Origin of the sequence: Gilliamella sp. Choc4-2, assembly GCF_001690355.1 — a bacterium.
Lineage (GTDB): Bacteria > Pseudomonadota > Gammaproteobacteria > Enterobacterales > Orbaceae > Gilliamella > Gilliamella apicola_A.
In genome coordinates this window covers 1-21,400 of record NZ_LZHG01000065.1, presented here as the reverse complement: position 1 = coordinate 21,400, position 21,400 = coordinate 1, and the positions used below count along the sequence as shown (strand labels likewise).

At 32.9% G+C, this 21,400-nt stretch carries 20 protein-coding genes; 14 read left to right on the top strand and 6 right to left on the bottom strand.

From position 1 onward, the window contains the following. Positions 1-61: 61 nt before the first annotated feature. Together A9G34_RS08960 and glnB are read left to right on the top strand one after the other, a co-directional pair. A complete protein-coding gene (locus tag A9G34_RS08960) occupies positions 62-1,666 on the top strand; it encodes an NAD+ synthase (protein WP_065569525.1) in 1,605 nt (534 codons plus the stop codon). Between the two features lie 26 nt (positions 1,667-1,692). Next, entirely contained in the window at positions 1,693-2,031 is a 339-nt protein-coding gene (glnB, locus tag A9G34_RS08955; RefSeq protein ID WP_034948487.1) for a nitrogen regulatory protein P-II, read from the top strand. A 9-nt stretch (positions 2,032-2,040) separates the two neighbouring features. Here glnB and A9G34_RS08950 read toward each other — a convergent pair whose 3' ends face one another. Next, positions 2,041-2,649 carry a hypothetical protein gene (locus A9G34_RS08950; RefSeq protein ID WP_034948484.1) on the bottom strand — a complete coding sequence of 203 codons (609 nt, stop codon included), beginning with the start codon at positions 2,647-2,649 and terminating at the stop codon, positions 2,041-2,043. 341 nt (positions 2,650-2,990) lie between these two features. On the opposite strand from A9G34_RS08950, the gene A9G34_RS08945 reads away from it, so the two are divergent. Beyond that, a complete protein-coding gene (locus A9G34_RS08945) occupies positions 2,991-3,608 on the top strand; it encodes a TfoX/Sxy family protein (protein WP_034948481.1) in 618 nt (205 codons plus the stop codon). Positions 3,609-3,742: 134 nt separating this feature from the next. Here A9G34_RS08945 and rhlB read toward each other — a convergent pair whose 3' ends face one another. Then, entirely contained in the window at positions 3,743-4,972 is a 1,230-nt protein-coding gene (rhlB, locus tag A9G34_RS08940) for an ATP-dependent RNA helicase RhlB (RefSeq protein WP_065569505.1), read from the bottom strand. 151 nt (positions 4,973-5,123) lie between these two features. On the opposite strand from rhlB, the gene trxA reads away from it, so the two are divergent. From trxA to nrdG, 5 genes are all read left to right on the top strand, one after another. Then, the gene (gene trxA, locus A9G34_RS08935; protein WP_065569504.1) at positions 5,124-5,450 is read left to right on the top strand and encodes a thioredoxin TrxA; all 327 of its coding nucleotides are present in this window, start codon (positions 5,124-5,126) and stop codon (positions 5,448-5,450) included. Between the two features lie 384 nt (positions 5,451-5,834). Next, positions 5,835-7,097: a transcription termination factor Rho gene (rho, locus tag A9G34_RS08930; protein ID WP_034948478.1), complete on the top strand. Its 1,263-nt coding sequence runs from the start codon at positions 5,835-5,837 to the stop codon at positions 7,095-7,097. A gap of 172 nt (positions 7,098-7,269) precedes the next feature. Further along, entirely contained in the window at positions 7,270-8,685 is a 1,416-nt protein-coding gene (gene gndA / locus A9G34_RS08925; protein ID WP_065569503.1) for an NADP-dependent phosphogluconate dehydrogenase, read from the top strand. A gap of 358 nt (positions 8,686-9,043) precedes the next feature. Further along, positions 9,044-11,179, top strand: a complete 2,136-nt coding sequence (nrdD, locus tag A9G34_RS08920) for an anaerobic ribonucleoside-triphosphate reductase (protein ID WP_065569502.1) — start codon at positions 9,044-9,046, stop codon at positions 11,177-11,179. Positions 11,180-11,192: 13 nt separating this feature from the next. Then, complete coding sequence (gene nrdG / locus A9G34_RS08915) at positions 11,193-11,657, top strand: anaerobic ribonucleoside-triphosphate reductase-activating protein (protein WP_065569501.1); 465 nt, start codon at positions 11,193-11,195, stop codon at positions 11,655-11,657. 14 nt (positions 11,658-11,671) lie between these two features. Here the strand turns inward: nrdG and can are convergent, their stop codons facing one another. From can to A9G34_RS08895, 4 genes are all read right to left on the bottom strand, one after another. After that, the gene (gene can / locus A9G34_RS08910) at positions 11,672-12,331 is read right to left on the bottom strand and encodes a carbonate dehydratase (protein WP_034948467.1); all 660 of its coding nucleotides are present in this window, start codon (positions 12,329-12,331) and stop codon (positions 11,672-11,674) included. A gap of 71 nt (positions 12,332-12,402) precedes the next feature. Further along, complete coding sequence (locus tag A9G34_RS08905; protein ID WP_065569500.1) at positions 12,403-13,464, bottom strand: FAD-binding protein; 1,062 nt, start codon at positions 13,462-13,464, stop codon at positions 12,403-12,405. Positions 13,465-14,421: 957 nt separating this feature from the next. Further along, complete coding sequence (locus tag A9G34_RS11165; RefSeq protein WP_442902652.1) at positions 14,422-14,640, bottom strand: GTP-binding protein; 219 nt, start codon at positions 14,638-14,640, stop codon at positions 14,422-14,424. A 54-nt stretch (positions 14,641-14,694) separates the two neighbouring features. Further along, positions 14,695-14,892 (bottom strand): YbdD/YjiX family protein, encoded by a 198-nt coding sequence (locus A9G34_RS08895; protein WP_034948461.1) that lies wholly within the window; start codon positions 14,890-14,892, stop codon positions 14,695-14,697. 301 nt (positions 14,893-15,193) lie between these two features. On the opposite strand from A9G34_RS08895, the gene murA reads away from it, so the two are divergent. The 6 genes from murA (at position 15,194) to A9G34_RS08865 (ending at position 20,815) form a co-directional block, all read left to right on the top strand. Next, positions 15,194-16,447 carry a UDP-N-acetylglucosamine 1-carboxyvinyltransferase gene (murA, locus tag A9G34_RS08890; protein WP_065569498.1) on the top strand — a complete coding sequence of 418 codons (1,254 nt, stop codon included), beginning with the start codon at positions 15,194-15,196 and terminating at the stop codon, positions 16,445-16,447. A 52-nt stretch (positions 16,448-16,499) separates the two neighbouring features. Next, a complete protein-coding gene (locus A9G34_RS08885) occupies positions 16,500-17,075 on the top strand; it encodes a DJ-1 family glyoxalase III (RefSeq protein WP_065569497.1) in 576 nt (191 codons plus the stop codon). Between the two features lie 11 nt (positions 17,076-17,086). Continuing rightward, positions 17,087-17,983 carry a cation diffusion facilitator family transporter gene (locus A9G34_RS08880; RefSeq protein ID WP_065569496.1) on the top strand — a complete coding sequence of 299 codons (897 nt, stop codon included), beginning with the start codon at positions 17,087-17,089 and terminating at the stop codon, positions 17,981-17,983. Positions 17,984-18,075: 92 nt separating this feature from the next. After that, complete coding sequence (gene pfkA, locus A9G34_RS08875; RefSeq protein ID WP_065569495.1) at positions 18,076-19,038, top strand: 6-phosphofructokinase; 963 nt, start codon at positions 18,076-18,078, stop codon at positions 19,036-19,038. A gap of 309 nt (positions 19,039-19,347) precedes the next feature. Further along, positions 19,348-19,593: a GNAT family N-acetyltransferase gene (locus A9G34_RS08870; protein ID WP_034948445.1), complete on the top strand. Its 246-nt coding sequence runs from the start codon at positions 19,348-19,350 to the stop codon at positions 19,591-19,593. A 151-nt stretch (positions 19,594-19,744) separates the two neighbouring features. After that, entirely contained in the window at positions 19,745-20,815 is a 1,071-nt protein-coding gene (locus A9G34_RS08865; RefSeq protein WP_065569494.1) for an acyltransferase family protein, read from the top strand. Positions 20,816-21,400 lie beyond the last annotated feature (585 nt).

The following is a 21,400-nucleotide window of genomic DNA, read 5'->3' as shown; positions in this document are numbered from 1 at the left end:
CAGTGCAACTTAGAATCATTTAAACTTATCAACAATTTTGATTTATGATATTAAATTTTATATGTCTTTATCTATTGTTTTAGCACAAAAAAATTGGCGTGTGGGCGATATTGAAGGGAATGTTCAACAGATTATTGAATTGATAAATAGCCACTCATCCGATGATCTTATTATTTTTTCTGAACTTGCTTTGTGCGGTTATCCCCCTGAGGATTTAGTATTTCGATCTGATTTTAAAGATCGTTGTCAAAAGGCACTTGCTTTAATTGAGCAAGCCAGCAAACATTGTGCGGTTATTGTTGGGCATCCACATTGGCAAGATACGCAACTTTATAATGCATTGTCATTTTTTTGTGATGGAAAATTACTAGCTTGCTATCATAAACAGTTACTACCTAATTATAATGTATTTGATGAGAAGCGTTATTTTACTGCAGGTAGTCAAACGTGTGTTGTCAACTTTAAAGGTCAAAAGATTGGCTTGTTAATTTGTGAAGACCTTTGGCAAAATCAGCCAATTGATGATATTAAACATGCTCAAGTTGATTTTGTAGTTGCAATTAATGCTTCACCTTATGATTATGAAAAACAGCAACAGCGATATGATTTGGTTAAACATCATGCTAAACGCACAAGTTTACCAATTGTTTATGTCAACCAAATTGGGGGACAAGATGAGCTGGTATTTGATGGTGGTTCTTTCATTTGTAATGAACACGGTGAAATTATTTGTCAGCTAAAATCATTTGAAGAACAAGTTTCTTCTTTTGAATATGGTGTTAATCATCAGGCGATAATTGATAATAATGAAAATGATCAATTAGCTTCAGTTTATGATGCATTGGTGCTTGCAACTCGCGATTATGTGACTAAAAATGGCTTTCAAGGTGCGGTTTTAGGTCTTTCTGGCGGGATTGATTCTGCACTAACACTGGCAATTGCTGTAGATGCTTTAGGTAAAGATAAAGTGCAAGCTGTGATGATGCCATTTCGTTATACAGCTGATATTAGTATTGCTGATGCTAAAGAAGAAGCAGAAATACTAGGGATTGAATTTGATATTGTTTCTATTGAACCGATGTTTGATGCGTTTATGTCATCGTTAAGTTCAATGTTTATTGGCTTGCTCAAAGATACTACCGAAGAAAATCTGCAAGCACGTTGTCGTGGTGTTATTTTAATGGCCATATCAAATAAGCGCCGAAGGTTGGTTCTTACAACCGGTAATAAGAGTGAGATGTCGGTCGGTTATGCAACACTTTATGGCGATATGGCAGGTGGTTTTGATGTGCTTAAAGATGTTCCTAAAACTATGGTATTTGCATTATCAAAATATCGAAATATGCGTTCTTATGTGATTCCTGAACGAGTAATAGCTCGCCCTCCTTCAGCAGAGCTAGCGCCGGATCAGAAAGATGAAGACAGCTTACCACCTTATGATATTTTAGATGGAATTTTGAAAGGTTATGTCGAACTAGATCTCTCCATTGAACAACTTGTTGCTCAAGGTTATGATGAAGTGACAATAAGGCGGGTTATTAAATTGGTTGATATCAATGAGTATAAACGTCGTCAATCTGCTGTCGGTCCGAAAATAACAACTCGTAATTTTGGCAAAGGTAGGCGTTATCCTATTACTTCTGCTTTTGGATTTAAAAATTGGTGATCTCGAATTAATTAAGGTGAATTGATATGAAAAAAATTGAAGCAATTATTAAACCATTTAAACTTGATGATATTCGAGAGGCACTTGCCGAGCAAGGTATTAGCGGAATGACAGTTACTGAGGTTAAAGGATTTGGTCGTCAAAAAGGGCATACTGAACTTTATCGTGGTGCGGAATATATGGTTGATTTTTTGCCGAAGGTCAAAATTGAGCTTATTGTCTCGGATGATATTTTAGAAACGTGTATTGAGGCCATTATGAAAACGGCACAAACAGGTAAAATCGGTGATGGTAAGATTTTTGTTTATAATGTTGAGCAAGTGATCCGTATTCGTACTGGCGAAATGGATGAATCGGCGATTTAATTCAATTTGTTATTGAATATCTGGTCTTTCTCTTTTTAATAATTCGGAACTTACAACACCTTGAATTGAACATATGAGAAGGGTCATATTTGCCCCCTTTTCAAGTAGTAATAATTTTTCAGTTGTATTTGGTGCTGGGACTGTTTTTACACCAATAACAGTCCCATTGTTATCATGCCAAACTTGAACATCCTCATTGATATTGCGAATTTTGGGATTCGCAATATAAAGTTGGTTATCTTCCATATTTTTCCATTTTAAGAAATTTAATGTATTTTTAATTTGTTTTATATCGTTATCAATAATAAATCCCCAAAAATAATACTTTCCTATCCTACCTAAATCCATAGCACTATCATAGTACCCTTTTATTGTTAAATCTTTATATTTAAAAGGGGTAGAAAAGTATAAGAAATTTTTAGAGGCATCAACACGGTTTGTTACTTGTATATAAGCCAAATTCTCATCGACAGTTTGGATATTGGTAAATTGTTGTAGTTCATCTTTATTATTATAAATAGTACTAAAAAAATTAGGATTACAAAGAACAAACGTTTCTATTAATGGTTGTTTATCGGCTAATGCCGTAAACGGGAAAAATAGGAAAAATACGCTCATAAAATTCTTTATCATAATAATGGTATAAAACGCAATGAATATTATTTAATTAACTAATACAGATTGTATAATTATTAAGTCAGAATAACAATAATTAAGCTGTTTTTCTTTTTTTGTTTACTGATAAAACATAAATTTAAGCTATGTTTTTACATTAATCTGTATTAATAATAAAAAATATATTTTTCAACTATTAATGATGTTGGTTTGTTTATTTATTATGGAATATAGATCCCATAATCATTAATTGATTGTAAAAATAGTTGGAGTATTGAAAAAAATAATATAGTTTAAATTTAACAGTAAGTTAATTAATAATTTAATATCAATGGAAATAAAATATGCAAGAGTCATTTGCACATCAAATATTAACAAAATTTACTACTTTTAATGATATTTCTACTAAAACTTTTTTTGGTGGCTTCAGTATAAGTAGTGGTACAATAATGTTCGGCTGGATTGGTAAAAACGGTTTTTATTTAAGAGGCCATTCATCTTATCGTTCTCTTTTTATTGAAGCAGGAATGCAACCATTAAGTGTATCATCAGGTGTTTCAACTAAACTACTTGATTATTATAAAGTTAATGATGATTGGTTGAATGATGAGGAAAAATTGCATTCCATAGCCAAAATGGTAATTGAGCATACTAAACAAGAACTATACGAAAAAAATGAAATTAAAAAAAAGCGAATAAAAGAATTGCCAAACATGACATTATCATTAGAGCGATTATTATGTAGTGTTGGAATTAAAGATGTTGAAACGTTGGAGAAAAAAGGATATTTGGAATCTTATTATATGATTAAAAGTAAAAAAGAGGAAATTTCAATTAATGTATTATTTAGCTTATATGGTTCATTACATAGACGTCATGTTGCTTCTTTATCAAAAACAATTAAAAATGAAATTAAGTTTGAATATCAACATTTTTTAGAGCAGATCGCTAATAGCTCCTAAGAGGAGCTATTAAGATTAGATGGAGTCATTATGTTAAATAATGGTTCCATTAACAATTATATCGTAATAGTCATTTCGAAATGATCTATTTTTAGATAACTATCTTCTGGTTAAGTGCACTATTGAGCTATTTTTTAATTAGAAGATCGCCTACGAGGAGTGCGTCTAAAAGCTTTCGGTGCAGGTAAATCAACTAATAATGCCGACGGATCATATTGGCTAACTGGTATTGCATGATCAATTGCTTTTTCAATAGCAGGCAAATTTTGTGAGTAACGTTCGCAAGCTAGTGAAATAGAATAACCTTCTGCACCAGCTCGCCCAGTTCGTCCGATTCGATGCCGATAGTCATCGCAATCATCAGGAAGATCGTAATTAAAAACATGAGTAACATTAGGTATATGTAACCCTCGAGCTGCAACATCGGTGGCAACTAAAATATCAAGATCACCTTGAGTAAATTGTTCTAAAATGAATAAACGTTTTTTCTGAGCGATATCACCGGTTAATAACCCAACTCGATGCCCATCAGCGACAAGGTGTCGCCAAATTTTTTCACAAGCTATTTTTGTGTTAGCAAAAACGATGCAGCGATCAGGCCATTCTTCTTCTATAAGTGTTTGTAATAAAGCTAATTTATCTTCATTGGATGGGAAGAATAATTCTTCTTTAATACGGTGGCCGATTTTTTGCTCAGGTTCAACCTCTACATACTGTGGATTATTCATATGTTCAAATGCAAGTTCACGCACATTATGTGTCAGCGTTGCAGAAAATAGCATGGTTAACCGTTTTTGTGGTGTAGTCATATGTTTGAAAATCCAGCGAACATCACGAATAAATCCTAAATCAAACATACGGTCTGCTTCGTCTAATACTACAACTTGAATTGCTTTTAAGTTAATGTAATTTTGTTTCGTATAGTCAATTAACCGCCCTGTCGTTGCAATCAAAATATCCACACCTGCTGATAACATTTTTAATTGTTTGTCATAACCATCACCACCGAAAGCTAATCCTAATTTTAGCCCAGTTTCTTCAGATAATAGCTCTGCGTCATTGTAGATCTGTACAACGAGTTCACGTGTTGGGGCAATAATTATTGCTCTTGGTTGATTGGTTTTATGATCCGGTAAAGGTTCATGATTCAATAAGTAATTAAATGTTGATGCTAAAAAAGCTAGAGTTTTGCCTGTTCCTGTTTGTCCTTGCCCCGCAATATCAATGCCCTTTGAGGTTAAGGGCAAAGTTTTTTCTTGAATTGGCGTACAATATACAAAACCCTTTTTTTCAAGTGCTTTTATCACCAAAGGATCAAGAGAAAATTGATTAAAAGTTGTTTTGGTAAGGTATGATTGGATCATTGTTATCAAAAATAATTAACAGAATTGTCAAATTATAACATATTAAATGGAGTCATATCACCAATAATTATGCCCTATTATAATAATTACTAGCAGAGTACCCTAAAATAACCTAACATTAGCCAATAAAATATATTTGGAGATAATAAGCATGTGTAATAATATTGTTTCAATTTCTGAAACTAATTTTGATAGTGTTATCAATGATACAACAAGACCTGTACTAGTTGATTTTTGGGCTGAATGGTGTGGTCCTTGTAAAATGGTTGCGCCTATTTTAGAAGAAGTAGCGCAGGAATATTGCGATAAAATTGTCATCGCTAAATTAAATGTTCAAGAGAATCCAAATATAGCCCCCAAATTTGGTATAAGGGGAATTCCTACTTTATTAATTTTTAAAAATGGTAAGGTTGTTGCAACTCAAGTTGGTGCACTTTCTAAAACTCAACTTATAAGTTTTATTGACGCACAATTATAATAGGTTATTTTATTTAATCATTGTTATTAAGAAAAAGAGTAATTGAAAGAAATTACTCTTTCCCCATTTTATGTGATTTGTCCTTTATATTTAGCTTAATATTTACAAATTTTAAAAAAACAAACTTAATTTATTATAGACATATTATTGTTTTTAGTGTAAATTGCTAACCTCTTACGAAGACCCCTTTCAACAATTCATTGTTTTTCTTGATAAAGTGGTGAAAATTCTATACTCAGATATTTAGTTATCATTAAAAGCTTCATAATTAAGTGAATTCGTGTGTTGTAAGAAAGAGAATTTTCAATGAGTAAATGAAACAAATAGACGAAAATAATATTAATTGCAAACATATCTAATTTATCCTCAAGAATTTTTAAAATTATGAATTTAACTGAATTAAAAAACACATCTGTTTCCGAGCTTGTAATGCTTGGTGAAAAAACAATGGGACTAGAAAATCTAGCACGCCTTAGAAAACAAGACATTATTTTTGCAATCTTGAAGCAACATGCCAAAAGTGGTGAAGATATTTTCGGTGATGGTGTTCTTGAAATTTTGCAAGATGGATTTGGTTTTTTGCGTTCAGCTGATAGCTCGTATTTAGCTGGCCCAGATGATATTTATGTCTCACCTAGCCAAATTCGCCGGTTTAATTTAAGGACTGGAGATACTATAGCAGGTAAAATTCGCCCTCCGAAAGAAGGGGAACGTTATTTTGCTTTGTTAAAAGTGAATGAAGTTAATCACGATAAACCAGAAGACGCCCGTAATAAAATTCTTTTCGAAAACTTAACTCCACTTCATCCAAATTCTCGTTTACGAATGGAACGAGGTAACGGTTCTACCGAAGATATCACCGCAAGAGTTCTTGATTTAGCATCACCAATTGGTAAAGGTCAACGTGGTTTAATAGTTGCTCCACCTAAAGCGGGTAAAACGATGCTTTTGCAAAATATTGCACAAAGTTTAGCGGTCAATCATCCGGAATGTGAATTGGTTGTATTAATGATTGATGAGCGCCCAGAAGAAGTGACTGAAATGCAGCGTTTAGTTAAAGGTGAAGTTGTCGCTTCGACATTCGATGAGCCAGCAGCAAGACACGTTCAAGTTGCTGAAATGGTCATTGAACGGGCAAAACGTTTGGTTGAACATAAAAAAGATGTGATTATTTTATTGGATTCGATTACACGTTTGGCGCGTGCATACAATACGGTTGTTCCTTCATCTGGTAAAGTGTTGACTGGTGGTGTAGATGCGAATGCATTGCATCGTCCGAAACGTTTTTTTGGTGCGGCGCGTAATGTAGAAGAAGGCGGGAGTTTAACTATTATAGCAACTGCGTTGATTGATACTGGTTCTAAAATGGATGAAGTTATTTATGAAGAGTTTAAAGGTACTGGAAATATGGAAGTTCATTTATCTCGTAAAATTGCTGAACGTCGTGTGTTCCCTGCCATTGACTTTAACCGCTCAGGTACGCGAAAAGAAGATCTAATGACTTCACCTGATGAACTCCAAAAAATGTGGATTTTACGTAAGATTCTTAATCCAATGGGTGAGATTGATGCGATGGAATTTTTGATCGATAAACTTGCCATGACTAAAACTAATGATGATTTTTTTGAAATGATGAAACGTTCATGATTTATTCAGTTGATGGTAAATATCATTAAAGTCATGAAAAAGAGCCGTATTGTATTCTGATACGGCTTTTTTTATGGCAAAATATAGCGTAATTTATAAAACTTAATTAAGTTTTAGGTGTTGTTAAAACCTTATGGTTAAGGTTATAGAGGTTTAATAAAGGAGCCAAATCATGTCAAAACAACAAATCGGTGTTATTGGAATGGCAGTTATGGGGCGAAATCTCGCGCTCAATATTGAAAGTCGTGGATTTTCTGTTGCTATTTATAATCGCTCTAAAGATAAAACAGAACAAGTCATGACTGAACATTCTGATAAGAAATTGGTTCCTTATTATACAATTGAAGATTTTGTCAATTCTTTAGAAAAACCACGCCGTATCCTGATTATGGTGCAAGCAGGTAAAGGTACTGATGCAGTAATTGATGAGTTGCGTCCACTTTTAGATAAAGGTGATATTATTATCGATGGTGGGAATGCCTATTTTGAAGATACAATTCGTCGTAACAAAACATTGTTAGCAGAAGGATTTAACTTTATTGGTACTGGTGTTTCAGGTGGCGAAGAGGGAGCGCTAAAAGGTCCATCAATTATGCCTGGTGGGCAAAAAGAGGCTTATGAATTAGTTGCCCCAATATTAGAGAAGATTGCAGCTAAGGCTAATGGCGAGCCTTGTGTTGCTTATATAGGTCCAAATGGCGCTGGTCATTATGTAAAAATGGCTCATAACGGCATTGAGTATGGCGATATGCAACTGATAGCTGAAAGCTATTCGGTATTAAAACATGCTGTTGGTTTAACTAATGATGAACTTGCTGAGGTGTTTACAGATTGGAATAAAGGCGAGTTAGATAGTTATTTAATCGAAATTACCGCTGATATCTTTAAGCATAAAGACGAAAACGGTAATTATTTAATTGATGTGATTTTAGATGCGGCAGGCAATAAAGGTACAGGTAAATGGACCAGCCAAAGTGCTTTAGATTTGGGTGAGCCTTTATCTTTAATCACTGAGTCTGTATTTGCTCGTTATCTATCAGCAATTAAAGATCAGCGAGTTGCGGCGGCAAAAGTGTTAAAAGGTCCTCAAAAAGCGCCTTATAGTGGTGATAAGCAGGAGCTTATAGAAAAAGTCCGTAAAGCACTTTATATGGGTAAAATTATCTCTTATGCACAAGGTTTTTCACAGCTAAAAGCCGCTTCACATAAATATCAATGGAATTTAAATTATGGTGAAATAGCTAAGATTTTTAGAGCAGGGTGTATAATCCGTGCACAGTTTCTTCAAAAAATTACCGACGCTTATGCTGATAATAATGAGATTGATAATCTGCTATTAGCACCATATTTTAATCAAACGGTCGAAGCCTACCAACAATCATTGCGTGATGTGGTATCTTTAGCGGTACAACAAGGTATTGCTGTTCCAACACTTTCAGCAGCGATTGCTTATTATGATAGTTATCGATCAGCGGTATTACCAGCTAATTTGATTCAAGCACAACGAGATTATTTTGGTGCTCATACCTATGAGCGTATTGATAAAGAAGGTGTGTTCCATACGGATTGGCTAAATATTGAATCATAATTTAGTTGATTAATAATCTTATTTAGATATACAAAAGCGCAAGTAAGCTTTGTGCTTTTGTTTATTTGTTTATTTGTTTATTTAGTGAATTTATTTCTTCTTTTCCTGTCTTATACATCATTATTTCATAAATGCTTGTCATTATTGACTTTGAATTTGTCAAGCCATTTTATTTATTAAAAAATCTAGAAAAACACTATATATGGTGTATAATCTAAAAATAGATACTATATATAGTGCTATCTGGGCGGTGTGAAAACTCGGTTTTATATCATAAAAGAGTAATAAGCACATGTATATTTTTATTGATATAAAGCCTATGCCAATTGCTAATTATTAATGAATATTGAGGAAATGTATGCCTGTAGTAATAAAACGAGATGGTTGTCAAACTGCATTTAATGAGGCTCGAATAAAAGATGCAATTGTCAAAGCAGCTGTGGCGGCGAATGTTCATGAACCAGATTATTGTGCAGCGGTTGCTCGTGTTATTACTAATCAAATGAGTGATCGTGAAAGTGTTGATATCAACGAAATTCAAAATGCAGTTGAAAATCAGTTAATGTCAGGTCCTTATAAAAAATTAGCAAGAATTTATATTGAGTATCGTCATGATCGTGATCGTGCTCGTGAAGAACGTAGCCGACTAAATCAAGATATTCGCGGACTAATTGAGCAAAGCAATGTTGCTATTTTAAATGAAAATGCTAATAAAGATAGTAAGGTGATCCCAACTCAGCGTGATTTACTAGCGGGTATTGTAGCAAGGCATTATGCTAAACAATATTTATTGCCTAAAGATATTTCACGCGCTCACGATTGCGGTGAGATCCATTATCATGACTTAGATTATGCACCGTTTTTTCCAATGTTTAACTGTATGTTGATTGATTTAGACGGAATGCTAACTAATGGTTTTAAAATGGGTAATGCTGAAATTGAGCCTCCAAAATCAATTGCAACAGCAACTGCGGTAACTGCACAAATTATTGCACAAGTGGCTAGTCATATTTATGGTGGCTCGACCATTAATCGTATCGATGAGGTTTTAGCAAAGTTTGTTACCATTAGTTATAACAAACACAAACAAGTGGCTGAAGAGTGGAATATTCCGAATCCAGAAGCTTATGCGAAAAGTCGTACTCAAAAAGAGTGTTATGATGCATTTCAATCTCTTGAATATGAAGTAAACACTTTGCACACAGCTAATGGACAAACCCCGTTCGTTACATTTGGTTTTGGTTTAGGGACTAGTTGGGAATCACGCTTAATTCAAGAGTCTATTTTAAAAGTTCGTATCAAAGGATTAGGTAAAAATCATAAAACAGCAGTTTTCCCAAAACTGGTTTTTGCTATTAAAGATGGTATTAACCATAAACAGGGTGATGATAATTATGATATTAAGGAACTTGCACTTGAGTGTGCAAGTAAACGTATGTACCCAGATATTTTAAATTACGATAAAGTTGTTGAGGTGACAGGTTCATTTAAAACGCCAATGGGTTGCCGGAGTTTTTTAGGAGTGTATGAAGAAGATGGTCAATTACTTCATGATGGTCGTAATAATTTAGGTGTCATTAGTCTAAACCTGCCTCGTATAGCTATTGAAGCTAAAGGTGATGAAGTACGGTTTTGGGAAATTTTAGATAAACGTCTAGAACTCTGTAAAAAAGCATTAATGACGCGTATTGCTAGACTTGATGGCGTAAAAGCACGAGTGGCACCTATTTTATATATGGAGGGTGCTTGTGGAGTTAGACTTAACGAAGATGATAGTGTTTCTGAAATTTTCAAAAATGGTCGAGCTTCAATTTCTTTAGGTTATATTGGTCTTCATGAAACATTAAATGCACTTTACGGAAATCAAATACACCCATTTGATAGTAATGAATTACGTGAAAAAGGGCTAGCTATTGTTAATCGTTTACGTAAAGCGGTAGATCAATGGAAAGAAGAGACAGGTTACGGTTTTAGCCTATATAGTACACCAAGTGAAAACTTATGTGATCGTTTCTGTCGACTTGATACGGCAGAGTTTGGCGTGATTTCTGGTGTTACAGACAAAGGATATTATACAAACAGTTTCCATCTTGATGTTGAGAAAAAGGTTAATCCGTACGAAAAAATCGAATTTGAAAAACCTTATCCTCAAGTTGCCAATGGTGGTTTCATTTGTTATGGGGAATATCCAAATATGATTAATAATATTAAAGCATTAGAGGATGTTTGGGATTATAGTTATAGTCGCGTGCCTTATTATGGTACTAACACACCAATTGATGAATGCTATGAATGTGGCTATACCGGTGAATTTTCTTGTACCAGTAAAGGCTTTGTTTGTCCAAGTTGCGGTAATCATGATTCATCAAAAGTCTCAGTTACCCGTCGTGTTTGCGGATATTTAGGTAGCCCTGATGCTCGCCCATTCAATGCAGGCAAACAAGAAGAAGTTAAACGTCGGGTTAAACATTTAGATAACGGTCAAATTGGCTAATAATTAATTAGTTATGAATTATCATCGTTATTATTCAGTTGATGTTGTAAATGGGGAAGGAACTCGATGTACACTCTTTGTTGCTGGCTGCGTTCATCAATGTCGCGGTTGCTATAATAAAAGTACTTGGGCTTTAGATTCTGGTTTGGTTTTTACACAAGCACTTGAAAATCAAATCATTAAAGATCTACAAGATACCGAAATAAAACGTCAAGGATTATCGCTTTCTGGTGGTGATCCTTTACATCCTCAAAACGTTGCAACTATATTAAAACTGGTTCAACGTGTTAAATCTGAGTGCGATAATAAAGATATCTGGCTTTGGACTGGGTATAAGCTCGATGAGTTAACATCTGAACAACAAGCGGTTATTCCTTATATTGATGTGTTAATTGATGGAAAATTTGTACAAGAACTTGCTGATCCTCGTCTATTATGGCGGGGAAGCAGCAATCAAATTATCCATCGTTTTAAGTAAAAATTATGAACTAATTACTGGGATTTATGTAAATTTAGAAGATAAGAAATAGCTTCTCGGTAGTTAATTTCAAGGTTTTCGCTACTTGATGAAGTGATATGTAAATCAGTAATTTTGCCATTATGAATCCCATACACCCAACCATGTAAATTAACTTTTTGACCTCGTTGCCATGCAGATTGAATAATTGTAGAATGTCCAAGATTGTATACTTGTTCAATTACATTAAGTTCACATAAAACATCCAAACGGATATCGGGAGGAAATTCTCCTAGAAGTGAGCTATTTCGAAACCAAAGATCACGAATATGCAGTAACCAGTTATTAATTAGCCCTAAATCAGGATTTTCAACCGCATCACGAATTCCCCCACAACCTAAATGACCACAAACAATGATATCTTCAATTTTAAGTACATCTACAGCATATTGAACAACAGATAGGCAGTTTAAATCAGTATGTATTACAAGATTACCAACATTACGATGTACAAATAATTCGCCAGGTTTTAGCTTAATGAGCTTTTCTGCTGAAACACGGCTATCTGAACAACCTATCCACAAAAATTTCGGATTTTGTTCAACGGCAAGTTGTTTGAAAAATTCGGGATCTTCTTGTGCTATTTTTTCTGACCACTCGTGGTTAAAACGAATTAAATCGTTTACATCAAACATAATTTATATTTCCTTTTATATTTCATTATTCTTATTGAAGTGAGTTTGCCATTTTGAAAATCATTATAATTTCACTCAATTCTTTTAATATGTTGCACTTTACTTTTCATAAGTAATTTTCGACATAATGGTGTAGTCAATATTTTTGCTTTAATAATTTTACTATAAAGTTTTAAACGTAGCTGAATGGTTTTTTGATAGTAACGTTTATTAGGATTTGGAGCACCATTATTTAAGATTTTACTTAAAATCTCAGCACTATCTAGAGCGTAGCTTATCCCTTCTAAGGAACTTGCACTAATAAAGCCAGCTGCTTCTCCAATCAAAAAAATATTTTCGCTGCCAGTATAGAAATCACGGAATCGATTTGGATAAATCACTAAACATTTTTCCGTTTTAAATGGCTCTCCAAAAATAAACCCTTGTTTTATTAATTTTTGTTTAAGATGCTCAAAATTTTGGGCTGCTTCTTTTTTAGGGAATGCACCTCCTAAAATAAAATAACCATCTTTAGAGATGCTCCAAGCATAGCAATTTGTTGATTCATTATCGAAAATACACGAATAAAATGGTTTTTTATGCTGATCAGTGAACCATTGTTGGATTGCGACATACTGTCTAATGGTATGATGGGGATAGCGCATTCTTCTAACAAGAGAATTGGCACCGTCAGCACCGACTACATATTGGGCTGTGGTGTTTTGTTCATTTTTATTTTCATCAAGATAAGTGATCTGATAACCATCAATAATACGCCTTACTTCTTTACAGAGTGTATTATGAAGAACGGTTACATTTGATGGTATCAGTGATTTTAGCCACAGGTCAAACTTGTGTCGATCAAAACTAACATAACTTCGCTGATAATTGCGAACAAGTTTGGTTTGTAAGTCATAAGTTTTGACACTAAAAATTTGAGGATCAGTTAAAATATCAGCTGGTAAATTTATATTTTGCCTAGCAAAGGCTTTTTGTGCATCATCTGCTAATAGGCCCCCACAAGGTTTATGGAATCCGCCATTTCCCATTTTATGTTTTGTATCTAATGCAATAACTTTGAATGAAGAGCTAAGTAAACGGGCTAGAGTACTACCAGCAGGTCCAAGACCAATGATTGCGATATCGTAATCCATGTTATTATATTGCTTATTTGATCGCTTTTAAAAATGAGCTATGTTATCAAATTATATTAAGTGTGGCTATTAGATATGTGAGCTTATCTTATTATGCTATTTATCAAAAATTTTCTGTGAATTATGTGTTTTAATATTAAAACAGAATTTAACTTAAGCCTTTTATTAGTTAATTTTTGTTATGGCTCAATATTGGTTTTAAAAATTTTTGATTTAATTTATCAAATGGTAATGTGCGACTAATTAACACCAATCGAGATATTCTTCACGGTGCATTTTCCCAAGTGGAACCATAGTCAAATTCTACATACTTTATGTGTATCTTGAACAATCAAGCCTTGGTTGTTATCCTTAATAGCCAAAATACTTTTGTAGCGTAGCTATCGTTGCCATATTGTTTGACTAAACTTTCTATAAAATAGCCAATCTTTTTAGGTTGAGTTCACCAGATTCAAAAAGATAAAGACGGATATTATTTTATGATTTAACATGTTACTCTATAGTGGTAGTAGTTTAAAACTTGCTTGAAGCTTTTTAGTAGGATTGATAATAAAAAACCTTTATTTATTATTAGTTCATTATTAATGATCATGTATATCAAGCCATGCTGATTTGAAGAACAGCTCATTAATTGCGTCAATAATCATTACCTTTGATTAATTTTATGAATTAGATTGAGTACATTATTTTTTTGTTTATGGCCAATACAATCATTTTCTCGCCAAAATAATACAACCAGCAAATCCAATTTTTGAAAGGTTTACATAATGCTTGTCAAGATGTTTCAATATATACATTGTATCAGCAATGGTAACAATTGCATCAATCTGAATAGTTTGACTAATTAAATCATCAATAAAATATATTATTGTATAATAGAGATAGGATTATTAAGTTAGATGTTCCTATAATAAGGTGATCAATTTGCATTCACCCGCTATTCGTTTTGCATGTAACTTATGTAACACATTTGTCAGTTTGGTTTCGAATATTGTAGCAAATGCAGTCATTAGTTATCTCAACTATTTGGATTTCATTACTGATGTTTAATAAATTATTATCAATATTTATTTGTTCATATTCATTTTCAATAATGATTATTTTTTCATTATGGTCATTTTTCAACAAATAATTAATCATGGCGGTTTTTCTCGGACCAAGAAAACCTGTTAATATTGTAATAAGAATTAATAGTATATTAATTTTTTCTGTTATCTAATAATCTTAATTTTAGCAACATTTAAAACCACTCTTACCTGAATAACGAGCATCTTGGCGTTCTTTAAAAAACTCTTCATAAGTCATAGGGATTTGATCAGGATGCGTTAGCTTCATATGTTGGACATAATTGTCATAATCAGGAATACCGATCATTAATTTAGTTGCTTGACCAAAGTATTTTCTTGCTTTTGTGAGTGAATCAAACATATATTTCTCTTAATTAAGTAATATTAATTTTAGCTATATAAATGATTGTTTTTACATTATATAACTCAATTAATTATTAAAATTATTTCTGTTCCACTATAAGATGCTAATCTTTAATAGTCAATCATTGATTGAGTATAATTATCACATTATAAAATAAAAGTTTATATAGTCGCTGATTTTATTTACCTAATTAGCCATTAAACAATAGGATATATTCTAATATTTTCATAAAATTCATTTATCTATTAGTAAATAACTTCTATAATGTTCGCCAATTTATAATGTATAAGAGTTAATAATGGAAAAGTTTCACGTAACAGGACCAACATCGCTAAATGGCGAAGTGGTTATTTCTGGCGCAAAAAATGCTGCGCTACCCATTTTATTTTCTGCAATTTTGGCAGAAAAACCAGTAGAACTTCGAAATGTTCCTAAGTTAAAAGATATCGATACAACTTTGGAATTGCTAGGCCAGCTAGGTGTAAAATATGAACGAAATGATTCCATTCACCTTGATGCAGGTCATCTGAATAACTACTGTGCACCTTATGAGCTAGTAAAAACTATGCGTGCTTCAATTTGGGCTTTAGGTCCTCTTGTCGCTCGCTTTGGACAAGGACAAGTTTCATTACCGGGTGGTTGTGCTATTGGGGCAAGGCCTGTTGATCTTCATATTAGTGGTCTTGAACAACTTGGTGCGATAATCACACTTGATGAAGGCTATGTTAAAGCGTCGGTCAATGGAAAACTAAAAGGTACTCATATTGTCATGGATAAAGTGAGTGTTGGCGCTACTGTTACGATTATGTCAGCCGCAACTTTAGCTGAAGGCAAAACTATCATCGAAAATGCAGCATGTGAACCTGAAATTGTTGATACCGCTAAGTTCCTAAATATGTTAGGCGCTAAAATTATTGGTGCTGGTACAATGCGTATTGAGATAGAAGGGGTTGAACGTTTAGGTGGTGGTATACATGAAATAGTTCCTGATCGTATTGAAACAGGGACTTTTTTAGTTGCGGCAGCTATATCTAGAAGTAAAATTACTTGTCGTAAAACCGATCCAACCCTACTTGATGCGGTACTTTCTAAATTAAAAGAGGCTGGTGCTAAAATTGAAATTGGTGATAATTGGATTTGTTTAGATATGCAAGGAAAAAGGGCGAAGGCGGTTAACATTCATACTGCTCCGCATCCAGGTTTTCCTACTGATATGCAAGCACAATTCTCATTGCTAAATATGGTTGCTGAAGGTACAGGAATCATTAAAGAAACCATTTTTGAAAATCGATTTATGCATGTTCCTGAGCTAATTCGCATGGGTGCAAAGGCAGAAATTGAAGGTAATACCTTAATTACCCATGGTGTTGAAACATTGAGCGGTGCTCAAGTAATGGCGACAGATTTACGGGCGTCAGCGAGTTTAGTTTTAGCTGGTTGTATTGCTGAAGGTTTAACTACTGTTGATCGTATTTACCATATTGATCGAGGCTATGACAATATTGAAGCAAAATTAAGAAAATTAGGCGCCAATATTGAAAGAGTGAAATAATTCATTTTCGCTAAAGAACTTAATAAGTTGTTTATTCAAAAGGAGCGTAATGATGACAAAGCAAGCATTGGTGTTTTTATCGAATGGTTGTGAAGAAACAGAGGCGGTAACCACTATTGATTTATTAACCCGAGCTGATATTAAAGTTACTACTGCAAGTATTTCAAGTTCTCGTGAGGTTGAATGTTCTCGAGGAGTAACCATTTTGGCAAAAAAAATCCTTTCGGATGTTCAATACATTGATTTTGATGTTGTTGTTTTACCTGGAGGTGTTAAAGGTGCTGAAAATTTTCGAGATTGTCCACTGTTAATCGAAAAATTGAAACAAACGCACCAAAGTGGCGGCATTGTTGCAGCAATCTGCGCCTCTCCAGCTATGGTTTTACAACATCATAACTTATTTTCACACGCATATATGACTGGTTATCCAACTACTAAAGAGGCGTTTAAAAATTGGAAGTCCGATAGAGTTTATTTTGATGAGTTGTATAAAGTTATTACTAGCCAAGGTCCCGCAACGTCTATTGATTTTGCTTTGAAAATTATAGATGCGTTGTTAGGCCGAATAAAAGCAGCTGAGATTGCTCGGCAATTAGTTCTTCCTTTGGGGATTGAATCCTATCAATAAATAGGTACTAAATGTCAAATTCACATTTGTATGAAAAATTAGTTAAAAGAGCGACGCTAGGTGCTGTTTCAATTTCTATTTCCTTAATTTTAATTAAATTTATTACTTGTTGGTTTACCGGTTCAATAAGTTTATTTGCTTCATTATTAGATTCAAGTATCGATTTAATTGCTTCAGGTGTTAACTTTTTTTTAGTTCGTTATGCACTTAAGCCCGCAGATGCTGATCATACTTTTGGTCATGGCAAGGCAGAATCTTTGGCCGCATTATTACAAAGTGCGTTTATTATTGGTTCTGCAATAATTTTATTACTTTCTAGTATTCGCTCTTTTATTCATCCGAGTGAACTGCAAGAACCTTTATTAGGGATTATTGTATCAACTGTTTCTGCTGTAGTTACATGTATTCTTGTTTTATATCAAATATATGTTGTAAAAATCACCAAAAGTAATGCTATTCAAGCTGATATGTTGCATTATTCTTCCGACATGTTGTTGAATATTGCTGTTATAATTGCACTTTGTTTAAGTTGGTATGGCATTACTTATGCTGATGCGGCCTTTGCATTTTTTATTGCTTTGTATATTTGTTATAATGCTTATCATATTGCACATAATGCAATTAAAGACCTATTAGATCACGCCTTACCAGATAGTGATAATTTGCGAATAGCTGAAATTGTGGCTTCATATCCAGATGTAAGAGGTTTTCATGATCTAAAGACCCGCCAAGCAGGGCCTCTTAAATTTATTCAATTGCATCTTGAATTAGACGATGATATGCCTTTAATCACTGCTCATGCCATTGCTGATGCTATTGAAAAACATATTTCTAAAGAATTTTCTCCTGCAACAGTGATTATTCATCAAGATCCAATTTCTGTTGTACCCATCGAAATGATGAAGTAGAAAAATTAATCAAAAATAGCCTTTATCTTCTATTGTTAGATATCTGTTAAGACTCTATAATAACTAAAAGTTAATAATTTGGAGTTATTTATATGATAAAAAAAATAGGTATTTTAACCAGTGGTGGCGACGCTCCAGGAATGAATGCAGCTATTCGAGGTGTAGTGAGAACAGCATTATCAGAAGGGTTGGATGTTTTTGGTGTTTATGATGGTTATATGGGACTTTGCGAAGATCGCATTGTTCAACTAAAGCGTTCAAGTGTATCTGATATTATTACTCGTGGTGGTACATTTCTTGGTTCGGCTAGATTTCCAGAGTTTAAAGATAAAGCTGTAAGACAAAAAGCCATTGCTAATCTAAAAAAACATCAAATTGATGCTTTAGTTGTTATTGGTGGTGATGGTTCATATATGGGCGCAATGCGATTAACTGAAGAAGGTTTTCCATGTATTGGTTTACCAGGAACTATTGATAATGATATTCGTGGTACTGATTATACTATAGGTTATTTTACTGCGCTTAGTACTGCTGTTGAAGCAATCGATAGATTACGTGATACTTGTTCTTCACATAACCGAATTTCAGTTATTGAAATAATGGGGCGAGATTGTGGTGATTTAACCTTAAATGCAGCAGTTGCTGGTGGTTGCGAATTTATGATTATTCCAGAGGTTTCTTATACGAAGGAAGATCTAATCGAAGAAATTAAACTAGGCTTTGCAAAAGGTAAAAAACATGCAATTGTGACTGTTACAGAACATATGTGTGATGTAAATCAACTTGCAGTAGACATTGAAGCTGCTGTTCATCACGAAACTCGTGCCACAGTATTAGGGCACGTTCAACGTGGTGGTTCTCCTGTCCCTTATGATCGTATTTTGGGGTCTCGTATGGGGGCTTATGCTGTTGAATTACTGCTACAAGGCTATGCAGGTAGAAGCGTTGGCGTACAAAATGGTAAATTAGTACATCACGATATTATAGATGCTATCAATAATATGAAGCGTCCATTTGATATGGAACTATATAATACAGCTAAACGCTTATTCTAAGTAGGGTATTGTCGATAAAATCAGCTTAATTTAAAAATATAGGCCTATTAAAGGTGAGCTATTGATTGCAAAGATTATATCTCATTTGTTGACCTAACGTTCACCTTATAAGCTTTAACAATTCATTATTAATATGGATTTCAAGCAAATATAAATTTCTTTAAATTTTTCTCTATAAAAACCCATTAAAAAAATTTTGACAATTAAATAAAAGTTACTCTAATTGTCATAGATTAATTATAAATATAATATGATGAATATTATATTTATAATTAAACTTGGGTAAAATTTAAAAAATGAAGGGGGATTATGTCGCTAATATATCGAGAAGACCTAGAGCGTATTTATGTGGTAGATAATAACCAAGAAATAGCAGAAATGACATTTTCTAGAATAGGCCAAGATAAGGCAGCCATTAATCATACCTATGTTGATCCTCGATATCGAGGGCAAGGCATAGCTAATAAATTATTAAGTCTTGTTTTGAAAAAGTTAAAACAAGAGCAAAGAGAAATCATATCTTTATGTTCATTTGTAGATAAAAAATTAATTTAATAATAAGTTTCAAATATTTTTTAAACTGCTTCAGCGAAGTAATATCATATTTTAATAATTTTCTGTATTTATCTATAAATAACTTACTAGTGACATCTAAATATATGATACATTATCATTAATAATTATATTTTAATTTCTAATATTCAAAATGGCATCATTACAAGCTCAGAAAATTCATTCTATACATGTATTACGTGGTGTTGCAATTATTATGATTGTTTTTAGTCACTGCTTGGGTGTGTTTAAAAATACTCATTTAATTGCTAATAGTTATTTATTTTCTTTTTTAAATTTATTTGCATTTAACTTCACGACATTTTTTGTATTAATTGCTGGTTTTTTATTTCAACATCTAACATATAAATTTGATACTAAAACATATTATTTATCAAAGTTTAAGACTGTTGTGTGTCCTTATATTTCGGTATCTATTTTTTGTTTTATTTTTTTTCATTATCAAAATTTATCTAATTTACCTTCGCTATCATTCACTGAACCCAGCATAATAAGCAAAGTTGTTATAATGATGCTAACTGGAACGCAGCTTTTGCCTTTATGGTTTATCCCAATGATTATTATTGTTTATGCAATGGGTCCTATTTTTTTATATTGGTCAAAAAAAAGTTTAATTATTGCTGGCATGATTTCTATGTTTTGGGTGGTGATATTTACTAAACCTGATTTTACTAAGCCTCTTCTGAATTTATTGCATTATGGACCTGTTTATTTAACAGGAATGATGATAAGGCAAAATTATGAAACAATTATAAGGGCAGTAAAAAATAATTTGTTTTTAATTATCTTATTTTTTAACTTATGTTTTTTCGTACCATTTATTGGTCGTTATGTTGATAATCTTGGCGTTGAAAAACTTTATCTTGATACTTTACAAAAAATTATTCTATTTATATTAGCTCTTTACTTTTTAGATGGACTTAATGGTAAAACTAATGATGGGAAGGCTTATAAATTTTTATCTTATATGGCAAATATTAGTTTCCCAATTTATTTTATTCATGAAATTATTGTTTTTCAGTTGGAAAAATTATTATTTGATACCCCAATGGGAAATATAACTTTAACAACAAATGGTTTATTAGCATCATTAGGCGCAATTATTTTATTAATATTAACTCTAATAATAAGTGTAATTATAGCTAATATAATAAAATCAATCTTCAAAGATAAAGCAAAATATCTTATTGGTAGTATTCACTAAAATAAAGTTGTAATGTTGTCGTAATTAAGTTTGGTATTTACTAAATACCGCCTCAATATTAGCATTACGCAATTTACAAGTAAATTTTAATTAATGTTTTGTTTTTTAAAAACATATTTATACCATTTTGTTTTATATCAACAATTTTAATGAAATAGATTGAGTAAATAAAAAACAAACGATAAAAAAAATATAATTAACACTTGCATGATTTTTTAAAGTCCCTATAATGCGCACCCACTGACACGACGTCATCGAAATTGGACGGGAATAGAGTTGGTGAACAAGGTCAAAAATTTTAAAAAAAGATCTTGACGAATAAAAAGGTGTAGCGTAACATACGCAGCCCTTGAGACAGCAAAGATGATTAACAAAAAGTTGATTGAGAATTGGAAGCTGTTAGCTCTTTAAAAAGAAGAAACAGACAATCTGTGTGGGCACTTGCGAGACGAAAGAATTAAAGTCTACGGACTAAAAAGATTAAGAAGTCTTGATAAGTGACACTGAAGATTCATTTGAATATGTCAGAGACAGTTATTGAGCATCAAACTTTAAATTGAAGAGTTTGATCATGGCTCAGATTGA